Source organism: Phyllobacterium sp. OV277 (genome assembly GCF_900104355.1).
Classification (GTDB): Bacteria; Pseudomonadota; Alphaproteobacteria; order Rhizobiales; family Rhizobiaceae; genus Phyllobacterium.
Genome location: NZ_FNIY01000008.1, coordinates 45,824 through 61,368 on the forward strand (window position 1 = coordinate 45,824; position 15,545 = coordinate 61,368).

The window sequence follows — 15,545 nt, forward strand, 5'->3', positions numbered from 1 at the left end:
GGAGAAACCAGCATGAACTTTAACAGAAACACCGCACTTGCAAGCTCGCTCGCGCTTGTACTCGGCTTTGCCACACCTGTTTTCGCCGACATTAAAATCGGCTCGACCATTTCTGAAACCGGACCGGCCTCGTTCCTTGGCGATCCGGAAGCCAAGACGCTGAAAATGCTGGTTGAGGAAATCAATGCAGCTGGCGGCGTCAATGGCGAGAAGATCAATCTTATCCTCTATGATGATGGCGGCGATCCGAACAAGGCACGCACATTTGCCACCCGTCTGGTCGAGGATGACAAGGTTGTCGCCGTCATCGGCGGCACGACGACCGGTACGTCTATGGCAATCATACCGGTTTTCGAAGATGCGGAAATCCCCTTCATCTCGCTTGCTGGCGCAATCGAAATTATCGATCCCGTCCGCCCGCACACTTTCAAGACACCGCACACGGATCGCATGGCCTGTGCAAAGATCTTCGAGGACATGAAGAAGAATGGCATCACCAAGATCGGCATGATCTCCGGGTCTGACGGGTTCGGCGCTTCAATGCACAAGCAGTGCCTTCAGATCATCGGCGAGTACGGTATCCAGGTTCTGGCCGACGAAACCTATAGCCCAGCGGATGCCGACATGACGCCGCAACTGACCAACATCAAGAGCAAGGCGGGTGTCCAGGCGGTATTGAACCCCGGCTTCGGTCAGGGCCCGGCGATCGTCACGCGTAACTATGCCCAGCTTGCACTCGGTCTGCCGCTCTACCAGTCGCATGGCGTTGCTTCCGATGGCTTCATCGAGCTTGCCGGAGCAAAAGCTGCGGAAGGCGTGCGCCTGCCCGGCACCGCTCTGCTCGTCGCTAGCCTCCTGCCGGAGAATGATCCGCAGCGTTCTGTCGTCGTTGCCTATAAAGCAGCCTATGAGAAGGCAACCGGCAAGCCAGTCTCGACCTTCGGCGGTTATGCCCATGATGCACTGCGTATCCTCGTGGATGCGATTAAGCGGGCGGGCAGCACTGAGCCATCTGCGATCCGCGATGCAATTGAGGGAACGCACGGTCTGGTCGGCACAACCGGCACGGTCACGATGTCGGCGAAAGACCATCTTGGCCTTGATCTCTCGGCATTCCGTATGCTGCGGATCGAAAACGGCGGCTGGAAGATCGTCGAATAATCGGACCGTACCGCTGGCCTGCGCCATAAAGGTGTAAGCCAGCGGAACTGTCGCGCGAAGTGGAGGCATCCATGCCCGAATTCCTGCAATTCCTTCTGTCCGGGATCACCGTCGGCGCTGTTTATGCGCTTGTCGCTCTCGGCTTCACGATCATCTACAACGCATCAGGTGTCGTGAATTTCGCCCAGGGCGAATTTGTCATGCTTGGCGGTATGATCACCGTTTTCACATATGCTGCCGGTCTGCCGCTTCCACTTGCCGCGCTCATAGCCATTCTCGCAACGGCAGCGATCGGTGTTGCGCTCAACACATTGGCGATCGCGCCCGCACGCGGCGCTCCGGTTGTCTCGCTGATCATCATCACTATCGGCGCATCCATCCTCATTCGCGGTGCCACGCAGCTCGTCTTCGACAAGCAGCTTCACCGCTTTCCGGCCTTCTCAGGCGACACACCGATTGCGATTGGCGGCGCTACGATCCTGCCACAGAGCCTCTGGGTTATATCAGGTGCGTTCGCCATTTTCCTCCTCCTTTGGTTGTTCTTCACCCGCACCCTGATTGGCCGTGCGGTGCTGGCGACCGCCAACAACCGCGTTGCCGCTCAACTCGTCGGCATCAACACCAATTTTGTGATGACGCTTTCCTTCGCCATGTCCGCCGCCATCGGTGCACTCGCTGGCGTGCTGGTGACGCCGATCACCCTCACAAGCTACAATATCGGCCTCGCCTTTGCGTTGAAGGGCTTTGCCGCCGCCATGATTGGCGGCATGGGCAATCCGAAGGGCGCGCTTGTCGGTGGCCTGCTGCTTGGCATTCTGGAAGCGATGACAGCAGGTTACATCAGCTCTCAGTATAAGGATGCGACCGCCTTTATTGTCATCCTCGTCGTGCTCTTTGCCATGCCGCAGGGCCTTTTCGGCAGTAAATCGACGGATCGGGTATGATCATGCGGCCATCAAACAAGGTAGTCACCCTCGTCATCCTCGCTGCGATCATCCTGATCGCACCGATCTTCTTTCCGTCCTCCTATTATTTCCGCGTCGGTTCGCTAATTTTCGTCAACGGCCTTGCGGTTACCGGTCTCGTCATCCTGTTGGGCTATGCCGGTCAGATCAGCCTCGGCCATGCGGGCTTTGTTGGCATTGGAGCCTATGCCTGCGCACTGGCGCCTGTTCATCTCGGGCTGCATCCGGCGCTCGCCGCCATACTCGGTGCGTTCCTCTCAGCGGTCATTGCCTTCCTTGTTGGCCGCCCGATCCTGCGGCTCAAGGGCTATTATCTGGCCGTTGCAAGCCTCGGTTTCGGTATCCTCGTCTCCATGGTGCTGTCGAACGAGGCACAACTGACCGGCGGGCCGGATGGCATGCCGGTGCCGGAGCTTGGGCTCCGCGCTGGCCTAAAGACCATTGGCATTGATCTTTCCAACACCGAGTTCTGGTATGCCTTGTCGGGTCTCGTGCTGGTCGTTGGTGCCTGGCTTGCGCTTAATCTCTATGACAGCTCGACCGGTCGCGCGCTCAGGGCATTGCATGGCTCGGAGGTTGCCGCCCGCACGGTTGGTATCGACGTCGCGCACTACAAGTTGCAGGCTTTCATCATCTCGGCTGTTTATGCCTCCGTCTCCGGCTCACTGCTGGCGCTTCAGAACAAGTTCGTCACGCCAGATATTGCAGGTTTCCTGCATTCGATCGAGATGGTCACCATGGCTGTGCTCGGCGGTGCAGGTTCGGTGTTTGGTGCCATTCTCGGCGGCGCTATCCTGACCACGCTGCCGCAGGTGCTGACCGTCTTTCAGGAATACGAACAGCTCATGCTCGGCCTCATCATGATGCTCGTCATGATCTTCATGCGCGAGGGCCTGCTGCCAGCCATCGCACGTCGCTTGCGAGGGAGGGGAGAATGAGCCTGCTTCAGATCGAAGGTCTTGGCATTGATTTTGGTGGACTGCGCGCCGTCAATGATGTCGGGTTCTCCTTGAAACCGGGTGAGATCGTCTCTGTGATCGGCCCCAATGGTGCGGGCAAGACAACGCTCTTCAACATGATCTCCGGGATCTATGCACCGTCGCGTGGTCGCGTGGTGCTTGATGGTGAGGATGTCACCCGCCTTCCGCCGCATCTTCTTGCCCGTCGCGGTCTGTCGCGCACGTTCCAGAACCTGCAGATATTCCAGTCGATGACGGTGCTGGAAAATGCTGTTGCTGGCCATCATCTGCATGATCGTGGTTCGGTATTTGCAGATCTCCTCGCACTGCCTGCCTCGCGCCGCCGCACACGCGCATCGGAGGCGAGCGCCCGGGCGTTGCTCGATCGGGTCGGCCTTGGCAGAGCTTGCCAACAGGAGGCAGGCTCACTCTCCTACGGGGCGCTGAAGCGTCTGGAGATCGCCCGGGCGCTGGCGCTGAAGCCTCGCGTGCTGCTGCTTGATGAACCGGCCGCTGGCTGCAATGCCGTCGAGACGGAAGAAATCGATCATCTGATCGCTCAGGTGGCTGATGAAGGCGTGTCGATCCTGCTTGTGGAGCACGACATGAAAATGGTGATGCGCATTTCCAATCATATCGTTGTGCTTGATCACGGCGAAAAGATCGCCGAGGGCGAACCGGCGGCGATTTCACGCAATGCGCGTGTCATCGAAGCCTATCTTGGTGCGCAGGCGACGGAGGTTCAAAATGCTGACGGTTGAAGGACTGCGTTCGCGTTATGGCCGCATCGAGGTGTTGCATGGCATCGATATCGAGGTGGCTTCCGGCGAGATAGTGACCGTTGTTGGCGCCAATGGTGCCGGAAAGACAACTTTGCTCAAATGCCTCTCCGGCATCCAGCCGGTCTCGGCGGGCTCTATCCTCTTTCGCGGAGAGACACTGACCACTGTGCCAGCGCACGCCCGCGTGCGCCGCGGCCTTGCCCAGTCGCCTGAAGGCAGGCAGATTTTCACCAATCTGACTGTTGAGGAGAACCTGCGCCTCGGCGCCTATGTCTTCGCCGATGCCAAGGTGGATACCGATATGCAGGACGCCTTCACCATGTTCCCGATCCTCAAGGAGAAGCGGAACCTTGCGGCCGGCGGGCTTTCCGGTGGTCAACAGCAGATGCTGGCAATCGCCCGAGCGCTTATGGCGCGGCCTTCCTGCCTGCTTCTCGACGAGCCAAGCATGGGCCTCGCGCCGATCCTCGTTGCGCAGATATTTGATGTGGTGAAGAACATGAAGGCGCTTGACGTCACTGTTCTCCTCGTCGAACAGAACGCATTCGGCGCGCTTTCCATCGCCGATCGTGGTTATGTGATGGAGACGGGACACGTCACCCTATCAGGCCCGGCAGCTGAACTGATCACCGACGAACGCATCCGCGCCGCTTATCTGGGAATATGAGAGCATGACCGTTACAATCACACGCGAAGGCGCTATCGCCGTCGTCACCGTCGACAATCCTCCCGTCAACGCATTGTCGCAAGCGCTTCGCCAAAGTCTCGTCGAAGCGGTGGCGGCACTCGATGCGGACGTTTCCGTGAAAGCTGTCGTCTTACTCTGTGCCGGTCGTACCTTCATCGCCGGTGCGGATGTCAACGAGTTCGGCAAGCCGCCACTGCCGCCACATTTGCCTGACGTGGTCACGTATATCGAAGCTGCGAAAAAGCCGTGGATCGCGGCTGTTCATGGCAGCGCGCTTGGTGGTGGTCTCGAAGTTGCGCTCGGCTGTGCTTATCGCGTCGCTGTTTCCTCCGCCAGCCTCGGCCTGCCGGAGGTGAAACTGGGCATTATCCCCGGCGCTGGCGGTACGGTACGCCTGCCGCGCCTGATCGGTCCTGCGGCAACTGTCGATCTTGTGACGAGCGGTAGTCCCGTTGGGGCAAAGAAGGCGGAGGCGTTGGGCCTTGTTGACACGTTGATCGATAGTGATCTGCGTATCGGTGCGATTGCCTTTGCCAACAGCGTTGCCGATAAGCCTTTGCCACAACCGATTTCCAGTCGGACAGTCCCGGCAGTGGATGCTGGCTTCTGGGAAAGCGCGCAAATGGCGGTCTCCGCAAAGGCCAAGCGGGAAGTCGCGCCTCTGCGGGCGCTCGCCTCCATCCGCAACGCATGCGAAGCGGATTTTGCCAGCGCCATGGCCTTTGAGCGTGAAACCTTTCTGAACCTTCGTGGCTCCCCGCAGGCGGCGGCCCTGCGTCACGTTTTCTTTGCCGAGCGCGCCGCACCGCGTCCGCCCGAGCTTGCGGGTGTGAAGCCGCGTGAGATCCGCTCGGCAGCGATCATCGGCGGCGGCACCATGGGTGCCGGTATTGCTGCGGCTCTACGGGATGCCGGTCTGCCGATCATCCTTGTCGAGCGGGACGGGGTGGCCGTCGAGCGCGGTCTTGCCAATATCCGCGCTATCTACGAGGGCTCGGTAAAACGTGGGCGCATCTCGGAAGAGGTCGCAGTGGATCGTATGGCCGGTGTCACTGGCAGCGACGATTATGGATTGCTCGCTAACATAGACCTTGTCATTGAGGCCGTCTTCGAAGACATCACCGTCAAGCATGCTGTGTTTGCGAAACTCTCGGATGTCTGCCGTCCAGATGCGGTGCTTGCCACCAACACGTCTTATCTTGATCCGGGCCAAATCAGCGAGGGCATAGCGCAGCCGGAACGGTTCCTTGGTCTGCACTTTTTCAGCCCCGCCCATATCATGAAGCTGCTGGAAATCGTGCCTACGGAGACAACGGCGCCGGAAGTTCTGGCGACCGGCTTCGCACTGGCCCGCCTGCTTGGAAAGATCCCGGTTCGCGCTGGCATCTGCGATGGATTCATCGGCAATCGCATCCTGAAGGTCACGCGCGCGCAGGCCGAACGGCTTTTGCTATCCGGCGCGACGCCGTCTGCCATTGATGCCGCCATGCGCTCCTTTGGCCTGCCGATGGGGCCTTTTGAGGCGCAGGACCTTGGCGGCCTCGACATCGCCGCGTTCCAGCGCAAGGCTGCCCGCGTTCGCGGGGAAATGCCCTTTGCTCCGATCGCCGATCGGCTCTGTGCCATCGAACGCTTTGGCCAGAAGTCTGGAGGAGGCTGGTATGACTACCAGCCCGGTGAACGCGCGCCGCTTCCGTCGGCAATTGTCGCTGGTATCATTGCCAGAGAAGCTGGCGGATGGCCGCAGCGGCCTTGGGACGAAGCATCGATCGTGGACGCTATCGTCCTGCCGATGGTCAATGAGGCGGCCCGCATTCTGGAGGAACACGTGGCACTGCGTGCCGCCGATATCGATCTCGTCAAGATACACGGTTACGGCTTCCCGCGCTGGCGCGGTGGACCGATGCACTATGCCGAGGCGCGGGGTCTTATCGAGGTTTTGTCAGCGATTGACGAACTGTCCGCCGAAGGGCTTGCTGACCAGCCAAGCGAAGGGCTGCGAAGTGCTGCACAAGCCGGTGGTTTTTCAGGACTTGCCGGCTAGAAGAACGAAACGGAGGCTCCGGCCTTCAGCCGTTGGCGCGTTGTTTCCGTGGTTCGCGGAAGAGGTCCCGACCCTGTCACAAAACTTCCGGCGATATGCTCATCTGCAAGAGGAGAAAGACGGCGATACAGTTCGGTAAACAGCTGTCTGGCTTGATGTCCCGGCCATCCAGCTGGCAGAACTGAGGGCGGAAGCCGCGGATCGTGTAAAACGATCATGCGGTATTGGTGCACTAATAACAGTCTCAACGTCAGACATGCGGATGGCAGCAGTGTTTCCGTTTGTTCCACGATATTAAGAAATGGCGAAAATCGATTGATAAAAGAAATGTAGGAGGTGGAATGCCCGGCCAAATCCCAATATTGCGAAATTGAGGTCGAAAGACCTTCACCTTCCGCTGAGGGTTGTGCGGCAAATATCACTGCTCTTGGGGGATTAGGCCCAGGCCTGCGAGGGCCAAACGCCAATCGTTGCCCAATTTTTGCGTACCCCAGCCGTTCGAGCGCCACCATATCATTTTCAGGTTCTGTTCCGGTCAAATGCAGAAAATTCCATTCAACCGCTTCTTGCGAGCCAAAGAGGATTTGCGCCGCTGCTGCAAACTCGGTTCGAGCCGCTGCGGAGAGGCGATAGTAACTCCTGCGCCCATCACGTTCGCCAAGTAACTGCCCTGATGTCACCAGCCGCGATACCGCCGTGCGAACAAGGGTTTCACTAATTCCCACGCCTGCGCACGCTGCTATGAGATTTCCGATCCATGCGATTCCGCCGCGAGGTTCAACAACGTCGCCATATATCGTTACGATAAAGCTGGCGGCTCTCGGGGGGCCTTCACTCAGCACATGCCCTATCAGATCTGAAGCGACATCCGGATTCTTGTTGGTTTTCAAGGCGCGGGTCCACCGGTTTGGTATGCTGAGACATAAAAGACAAAACCACCATAATAGACCACGGTGTCATTGCAATAAGGTTGAGAGCCATTGGGCCGCTGGCTGAGCGGCCCAATTTCACTGGTCGCCTCTTATCGGCATTATATGTAAATAAGTGGGTTCGCTCGCCAAGGGTCTAGTATTAGCTAATGGCCTTTATCAATCCAATTCAAAGATTGAAACAGTATGGCAACATTGATTCAATACGTTGATAAACGGATAGGTGTCACGCCACGTCCCGCAAATCTCGTTCGCTGATTTTTGGAAACGCCGTTCGTGCAGTCACACCGAACCTCTGGCTGATCGTCCTACGCCGCTATAGGTGCCCCGAACCACTTGGTTAGCGCATCAGCAAGCCCGATTGGAGTTCCGTCTCCTACCCATGCCACGTATCCGTCTGGACGAACCAGCACCGCAGTGGGAGCAGGCACAATCCCATGAACAGGGAGTTTCAGCGGACCGGTGTATTTGGCGTTGATCAATTGAACCCGATCGGCCCACGGTGTGATCTCAATACTGCCAGGCTCGCCGAAATTGATCAGCACCGGCCGGGCACTGTGTAGCAGGGCGAAGACCCGTAGTGGCCCTTTGTCAGTGATCAGGTCGAGATCGGGCATGCGGCGTCCAAGCAGCGGATGTCCCACGCCGAGGTCGTAGTAGATGTCGAGGCCTGACATCATTGCAGCATAGCGTTTGCGAGGCTCATCCAATGTGATGAGCTCGGCGATAGTGTCGCGCAGAGCGGTTGTGCGTTCGTCAGGGCGACGAAGCGCTACAGATGCCATGGTGTTACGCAATACGCGAGCTCCGACCGGGTGGCGCTCGGCATGATAGGTATCAAGGAGGCTTTCAGGTGACGTCCCCTTGACCACCTGGGCCAGCTTCCATCCCAGATTCACAGCATCCTGCATTCCGGTATTGAGACCTTGTCCACCGTCCGGGGCATGCACGTGCGCGGCATCGCCGGCTAGGAGAATTCGCCTGTCGCGGTAGGTAGCCGCCTGCCGGGTCGTATCGGTAAATCTGGAGATCCAGATGGGACTGTGGATGCCATAGTCAGTTCCGCACGCCGCGATGAGTGCATCACTAAGATCGTGCAGCGTGGGCTCATCAGTGGCTCCAACACGTTGTTCGCTCACAAGTAGGCGGACCGGCCCTTCATCTTTGTAGACGACCTTGCCATCGTGTATTTCGTACTCCACCCGGCCGAACGAATGAATGCCAAAGGCATTGCGGTGAACGCCCCATTGCGGCTCCTCGGCTATCTCAATCTCGGCAATCAGATGACTGGTTGTCGGATCCCATCCGGGGAAATCGATACCGGCGGTTTTGCGGATCAGACTGCGTCCTCCATCGCAACCAACGAGATATTGCGCCCGCAATGACTGACCATTGCTGAGTTCAACGTCAACTCCGGAATCATCCTGTGCAAAGCCCAACGTCTCCAGTCCGCGATAGACGGGCACTGCCAATTCCTCGATCCAGCTGGCCAGAATCTGCTCGATGTGGTTCTGCCATAGCCCCAGCCCATAAGGGTGCCGCGTCGGAAAGTCACCAATATCCAAGGCAACCCCGGCGAACGCTGTAGTCTGTGCTACCTGTCCCTTGGTTAGGAAGCGATCGGCAATGCCGCGCTGATCAAGGACCTCGATACTACGTGAGTGCAGGCCGCCCGCCCGCGAACCGGCAAGCTCCTGGTTGGGGCGACGTTCGACAATGACAACACCCACACCTGCCAACGCCAGCTCTCCTGCCAGCATCAGCCCAGTCGGGCCTCCTCCGGCAATCACTACCGGATGCTCTGTCAAAGAGGTGGACTTTATGAGCGCGGGGATGCCCTTCGGGCCCACATTTGCTTGCGTCACATTTGATTGCTGCATGTTTACCGGCCTTTTTCGCTTAAGGCCCCGCAGTCTATGCATAAAAAGGTCAGTGACAATTCTTGTACTTAACTGTTTCATCCCCAGATACAGGGTAGGGCGAGGCTCCAGGTTTTAGAACGCGTCTGTCTACAGTTTCCTTGAGATATCGACGTAAGGGATTCTATTTTTAGGGCTGGTTCTGTGTTTGCTTGATGGAACAAGTTTGCAGTGCTGACGGCTGCGGCTTTCGCCATGCCTGCTTGTGACTGCTTCAAGCGACACCCTTGGCCGGTATCGAGCTCATTTATACGATGCGCAAACAATAGGCCCAGTTTTTCTACGCTCAACTTCCGTCTCTCGAAGTGGTCTTTGAGAGACGGAAGTTGAGCGTAGAAAAACTGGGCCCATCGTGCACGGCATTTATTTTGTTGACGCGTTTTTCACAAATTCCGTAGTGTAGGTTTTCGACAAGTCGATCTGTTTGCCTTGTATATTCTTTGAGAACGCTGAGAGTACAGCGAGAACCGTTTTCGGGCCATCTTCTGGCATCACGCCGTCAACGGTGAACATCGATTTGCCGGCATCAAGCGCCTTGATGTAGCTTTCCTTGTCACCGACATAAAAGTCCTTCGGCATTTTGTCTGCAATCTCAGATCCTGTATGGGTGTTGATGTAATGTAGCGTTTTGACGAAAGCATTCGCCAGTTTCTGTGTTTCATCCTTGTGTGTATCAACCCAATTCGTCTCCATGTAGAGCGAAGCAGCGGGATAGGTGCCGCCGAGCGCCTTGCGTGCACCCTCTATCGTTCGCATGTCTACTGCGATCGTGGCCTCTTTGGTTTTCAACATGCGCGAAATGGTGGGCTCGGTTGTCATGCCAACCTGAATGGCATCTTGCTGCATGGCCGCAATGAATGTCGTGCCTGCTCCCACTGGCACCGATGTCACGTCACCCGGTTTGAGGCCAGCCTGTGCCAGCATGAATTGGGTCAAAAAGTTCGTGGACGAACCCAAACCCGTCACACCAGCACTGTGGCCCTTGAAATCAGCAACACTCTTGATCTCGGGATACTTTGTCGACACTAACTCGACTTCGCCCGGGGCTTGGCTAAACTGGACGACGGATTCAATAAATTTGCCTTTGGCTTGCAAGTCGACGCAATGGTCGTAGAAGCCGACAACGCCCTGCACTGCACCAGCGAGCAGCTCGTTTTCTGCATCAACGCCTGCGGGCTCATTGAGTAGTTCGACATCCAAGCCTTCATCCTTGAAATAACCAAGTGATTCGGCGAGCTTTGCCGGCAGATAAATCTGCTTTTCGTAGCCACCAACCATCAGTGTGATCTTATCAGCCGCATAGGATGCGTTTGTGGCAAGAAGCGAACCAACGATAATAGCCGCCTTGGTGACAGTATGAAGTAGAGTGCGTGTTGAACGCATGGTTTGTTCCTCCGGGTTTCAGTGCATCCATGGTTCACTTCGTCCTGACGACGATGCGCTCCTCCCATGACGCATGCTGATTATGGAATACTGAAGCTTTCAGTTGGCTTTCAGCTGCCCGTTTGCATTCGCAGATTTTGACGGTTCCCAAGGGGCGCTAACCTGTAATTGCTGCCCCCTTGCTTGGCAGCGTATCAAGCGCTCCAGTATCTTCAGCATATGTGTGTTTGTGAGATCCCCCGAGCGCCAGATACACAACCGGTGTCGTAAAAAGGGTGAGGACTTGCGAAACAACAAGCCCGCCGACAATGGCAATCCCGAGTGGCGTGCGCAGCTCGGCGCCGGGTCCCGTGCCGAGCGCAAGCGGCAATGCTCCCAGGAGCGCGGCCATTGTTGTCATCATGATTGGCCGGAAGCGTAATAGGCAGGCCTGCCGGATAGCTTCAGCAGGAGGCAGCCCCTGGTGGCGCTCGGCATCTAGCGCAAAATCAATCATCATGATGGCATTCTTCTTTACAATCCCGATCAGCAGAATGATGCCTATCATCCCCATGATCGAAAGATCTTGGCCGAACAACAGCAACGCCAACAGCGCGCCGAGACCCGCTGAGGGAAGCGTGGATATGATCGTCAACGGGTGAACGGCACTTTCGTAGAGCACACCAAGCACAATGTAGACTGCGATCACCGCCGCCAGTATGAGCCAGGGCTGTGTGCTCAGGGAGCTCTGGAAAGCTTGGGCTGTTCCTTGGAATGTGCCGGTAACAGTAATGGGAATGCCCGCTGCCTGTTCCGCCGTGTGTATGGCCGTTACTGCTTCGCCAAGCGCCACATTTGGCTTCAGGTTAAAGGAGAGGGTCGTTGCGGGCATCGAGCCCTGATGATTGATCGTAACGGGAGATACACCGGTTTTCACCGATGCAAGTAGGCTGAGCGGAACAAGTTGATTCATCGTCGAAGAGCGCACGAAAAGGTGAGCCAGTGCATCGGTTGACAGGCTAAAGCGCGGATCAATCTCCAACACAATGTGGCTCTGGCTTACCTGCGTGAATTGAGTGGCAACCTGACGCTGTCCAAATGCATCATAAAGCGTGTCATCAATGGCTTGCACACTCACCCCGAGACGAGATGCCGTTGCGCGGTCAATACTCAGTGTGGCACTGGTGGCTTCATTTTGTTTGTCAGATATTACGTCCTGCACCTCAGGTAGTGAACTGAGAGCTTTGGACATGACGGCGGCCCATTTGGTTAATTCCTCAGTGTCCTGCGCCTGAAGTGTGTATTGATATTGCGATGCCGACGAGCGTCCGCCAACCTGGATATCTTGGCGAACCCGCATACCGAGTGTCAGTCCTTCCATACCCGCGACTGCTTTTTTCAAGCGCGCCATCACGGTCTTGGCCGGGCTGCGCAGGTTGAAGGGTTTCAGATTGATCTGGACTTGACCAATGCTTGTCGACGGGCTGGGATTGATCCAGTAAGCAACGTTGTCAACAGCCGGATCACGCATGATGATAGCGCCCAAATCCTGCATCTTTATGGACATAGCATCGAACGAAATATCCGTTGCCGTTTGGGCCTGAGCCTGGATGAAACCTGTATCCTGCTCTGGCAAAAATCCTTTGGGTACAATGATATACAGCCACACCGTCAGCACCAGAGTTGCGCATGTTACCAAGAGGGTGGTGGTTCGATGCCGGAGAACAAAGTCCAACCCACGGCCATAAGCGCGGGTGCAAGCATCAAACAGCCTTTCGGACCAATTGAAGAGGCGGCCATGGGATTTGCGATTGTTGTCGCGGATCAGCCAGGCGCATAACATTGGCGTGACAGTGAGAGAGATCAGTCCGGACATTAAAATCGCAATACTGACCGTGACCGCAAATTCGCGGAACAGACGTCCCACAATACCGCCCATAAGCAGGATAGGGATGAAAACTGCAACGAGCGATATTGTCATCGAAATGATTGTGAAATTGACCTCACGGGCGCCTTCAATCGCGGCCTGAAACTTGGATTTCCCGTTTTCGAGGTGGCGGACAATGTTTTCGATAACGACGATGGCATCGTCGACCACAAACCCAACGGCAATTGTCAGACCCATGAGTGATAGATTGTCGATGCTATATCCAAGGAGGTACATGACACAAAAGGTGCCGAGCAGTGACAGCGGTATCGTTATGCTTGGAATAAGCGTTGCCCAAAAGTTTCGCAGAAAGGTGAAAATGACCATGACCACGAGCGCAATGGTGATGAGCATTGTGAGCTGCACGTCGGACACAGACGCATTGATGATCTGCGTACGGTCGCCCACCACCGATAACTGGACGCCGGCGGGCAACCCGGCTTCTAATGCTGGCAGCTTGTCTTTGATATTTCGAATGGTGTCGAGGATGTTGGATCCCGCCATCTTGTGAACATCGATCATGACGGAGCGCTTCATCTGCAGCCATGCAGCCTGTTTGTTGTCCTCCGGGCCAGGTATCACCTTTCCAACATCTTTCAGATAGATGGGAGCGCCGTTCCGGTAGGCGATGATCATGTTCCTGTATGTGGGAACGTCAACAATCTGATCAGTCGCGTCGAGAACGGTAGTCCGCCCGTCACCGCTGATCGAGCCTTTAGGTGTATTCACCGTTTGACTGCCAACGATACTGCGGACATCCTCAAGCGTGAGCCCGCGTGCCGCCAATTTGTCAGGATCAATTTGAATCCGGACAGACGGGCGTTGCGGTCCGTGGAAATCGACAAGCCCGACGCCAGTCATCTGCGACACCTGTTGCGCAACAATATCCTCTGCGTAGTGGTCGAGTTCGGTCAGGGGAAGTTGGTCTGATGTTAACGCCAGAGTAAGAACGGTTGCTTCGGCGGGGTTGGATTTATGGTAGGTTGGGGGGCTTGGTAGGCTTTTGGGAAGGCTGCCTGCTGCCGCTCCAATGGCAGCCTGTATGTCTTGCGCAGCTGCATTGATGTCCCGCGACAGATCGAACTCAATTGTGATGTTTGTACGGCCCGACGAACTCGTCGAAGTCATCTGGTTCACGCCGGAGACGTTTGAGAGCTGATTTTCCAAGGGGGTTGCGACCGATGTGGCCATTGTATTGGCGCTGGCCCCCGGAAGCGTGGCTTCCACCTGAATTGTCGGGAAGTCAACCTGTGGCAACGAAGCAACCGGAAGCATGAAATAGGAGACTGCGCCCAAGAGCACCAATCCTAATGCCAACAGGCATGTTCCCACACGCCGTCGGATGAATATCTCAGAAATGCTCATGGCTTGGATTCCGATGTACTTGCGACATTCGATCCGGCGTTCTTGACGGTAATCAATGCGCCGTCGCTTAGGCGGGATTGACCTCCTACGACGATTTCCTGCTCTGGTGCTATTCCCGACTTCAGGGCGGTGTATCCGCCGGCAGTAAGCCCTGCCTCGACAGGAACCGCCGCTACTTTGTTGTCAGGTTTGACAACAAAGACGTAGGGGCCATTCTGCCCATTCTGGATTGCGGCCGCTGGAGCAGCGACCATATTGCGGTCCGTGCGGGTGACAACGCGGGCCGTAACCAATTCTCCCGGCCAGAGGCTCAAGGATTCGTTGGGAAAAGTGGCCTTCAACTTGATCATGCCGGTATTTGGGTCAACCTGACTGTCAATGGCTGTGATTTTGCCGTCGGCGAGATGTTGCTGCCCGTCACGGCTGTCGACCGCTACACTGAGTTCGCCGCTGTTTTGGCCAGCCAGCAGATCGGGAAGATCATCCTGCTGCAACGAGAACTCGACGGCGATCGGTTTCATTTTGGTAATTGTGACCAAACCCGCAGTGTCCGACACATGAAGCATTGAGCCTTCATCGACCAGTTTCAAGCCTACTCGACCAGAGACCGGCGCATTGATCGTTGAGAAATCCAGATTAAGTTTGGCTGTGTCGATGGCTGCCTGATCACCGGCAATTGTTGCTTCCAGAATCGCAACCTGGCCCTTGGCTGTATCCGCTATTTGGACTGCTCCATATCCCGAGCTGGAGAGTTTGGAAGCACGATCGTAGTCGGCTTTTGCAACGGTCAGTTGAGCGCTGTCTTTCGCCAGTGTGGCTTGAACACGGGCCAGTTCGGCTTCGTAAGGACGGGGGTCAATCCGGGCCAATACATCGCCGACTTTAACATCTTGTCCTTCTTGAAAAGACAGACTGAGCAGTTGGCCGTCAACTCTGGTTCGCACCGTCACGGTAGACAGAGCCGTGACGGTACCCAAGGCAGAGCGTTCAATCGACATGTCGCGAATGCCGGTTTTCCCTGTGGTGACCGGGATTGCGGTTGGTGCAGAAGCTGATTTGACCGGTCGGTTGTTCAAGGTTGGCCAATACTGCAGCGCGGCAAATCCAACGCCAGCCAATGCAAGAATCCCGAGTATCGCAAAAATCCCGCCGCGCCTACGGGCACCTGATTTATGGGCAGGGAATTCGTCCGCTTGACCGTCTTTCTGCACAAATTCGTTTGGGCCACGGTTCAGCATTGGGCACCAAGGAATGAAACCGCCAAATTGCTTGATACGATTGACAGCCGCGAAGTGCTTGACGTTCTATAGGCTCGCTGTCGGTAAGCGAGCTTGAAAAGCCAGAACCTATAGCGGCACTGCAGTGAAGTGATTGTGTCTGATTCCATCTTTTTAGCACCACCGAGACAAGAAAGCGCGGCAATCAATTTTGCTGCATGTCTTGA

At 56.4% G+C, this 15,545-nt stretch carries 11 protein-coding genes; 6 read left to right on the top strand and 5 right to left on the bottom strand.

Annotated features, from left to right (window positions below):
* Positions 1 to 12: 12 nt before the first annotated feature.
* The 6 genes from BLU05_RS20595 (at position 13) to BLU05_RS20620 (ending at position 6,599) form a co-directional block, all read left to right on the top strand.
* Positions 13 to 1,161 (top strand): ABC transporter substrate-binding protein, encoded by a 1,149-nt coding sequence (locus BLU05_RS20595; RefSeq protein ID WP_091884217.1) that lies wholly within the window; start codon positions 13 to 15, stop codon positions 1,159 to 1,161.
* A 71-nt stretch (positions 1,162 to 1,232) separates the two neighbouring features.
* Positions 1,233 to 2,105, top strand: a complete 873-nt coding sequence (locus tag BLU05_RS20600; RefSeq protein WP_091884220.1) for a branched-chain amino acid ABC transporter permease — start codon at positions 1,233 to 1,235, stop codon at positions 2,103 to 2,105.
* 2 nt (positions 2,106 to 2,107) lie between these two features.
* Entirely contained in the window at positions 2,108 to 3,064 is a 957-nt protein-coding gene (locus BLU05_RS20605) for a branched-chain amino acid ABC transporter permease (protein WP_175540689.1), read from the top strand.
* Positions 3,061 to 3,846 (top strand): ABC transporter ATP-binding protein, encoded by a 786-nt coding sequence (locus tag BLU05_RS20610; protein WP_091884225.1) that lies wholly within the window; start codon positions 3,061 to 3,063, stop codon positions 3,844 to 3,846. Before BLU05_RS20605 ends, BLU05_RS20610 begins: the two co-directional genes overlap by 4 nt.
* Entirely contained in the window at positions 3,833 to 4,534 is a 702-nt protein-coding gene (locus tag BLU05_RS20615) for an ABC transporter ATP-binding protein (RefSeq protein WP_091884227.1), read from the top strand. Before BLU05_RS20610 ends, BLU05_RS20615 begins: the two co-directional genes overlap by 14 nt.
* A 4-nt stretch (positions 4,535 to 4,538) precedes the next feature.
* The gene (locus tag BLU05_RS20620) at positions 4,539 to 6,599 is read left to right on the top strand and encodes a 3-hydroxyacyl-CoA dehydrogenase NAD-binding domain-containing protein (RefSeq protein ID WP_091884230.1); all 2,061 of its coding nucleotides are present in this window, start codon (positions 4,539 to 4,541) and stop codon (positions 6,597 to 6,599) included.
* On the opposite strand, the gene BLU05_RS20625 is transcribed toward BLU05_RS20620, so the two are convergent.
* From BLU05_RS20625 to BLU05_RS20645, 5 genes are all read right to left on the bottom strand, one after another.
* Complete coding sequence (locus tag BLU05_RS20625) at positions 6,596 to 7,489, bottom strand: PaaX family transcriptional regulator C-terminal domain-containing protein (protein WP_091884232.1); 894 nt, start codon at positions 7,487 to 7,489, stop codon at positions 6,596 to 6,598. The genes BLU05_RS20620 and BLU05_RS20625 overlap by 4 nt on opposite strands.
* A gap of 347 nt (positions 7,490 to 7,836) precedes the next feature.
* Positions 7,837 to 9,336, bottom strand: a complete 1,500-nt coding sequence (locus tag BLU05_RS20630) for an FAD-dependent monooxygenase (protein WP_091884507.1) — start codon at positions 9,334 to 9,336, stop codon at positions 7,837 to 7,839.
* A 474-nt stretch (positions 9,337 to 9,810) separates the two neighbouring features.
* Entirely contained in the window at positions 9,811 to 10,830 is a 1,020-nt protein-coding gene (locus tag BLU05_RS20635; protein WP_091884235.1) for an ABC transporter substrate-binding protein, read from the bottom strand.
* Positions 10,831 to 10,987: 157 nt separating this feature from the next.
* On the bottom strand, positions 10,988 to 14,101 hold the full coding sequence (locus BLU05_RS20640; RefSeq protein WP_091884237.1) for an efflux RND transporter permease subunit: 3,114 nt from the start codon (positions 14,099 to 14,101) through the stop codon (positions 10,988 to 10,990).
* Positions 14,098 to 15,312, bottom strand: a complete 1,215-nt coding sequence (locus BLU05_RS20645; RefSeq protein ID WP_280139043.1) for an efflux RND transporter periplasmic adaptor subunit — start codon at positions 15,310 to 15,312, stop codon at positions 14,098 to 14,100. Before BLU05_RS20645 ends, BLU05_RS20640 begins: the two co-directional genes overlap by 4 nt.
* Between the last annotated feature and the right edge of the window lie 233 nt (positions 15,313 to 15,545).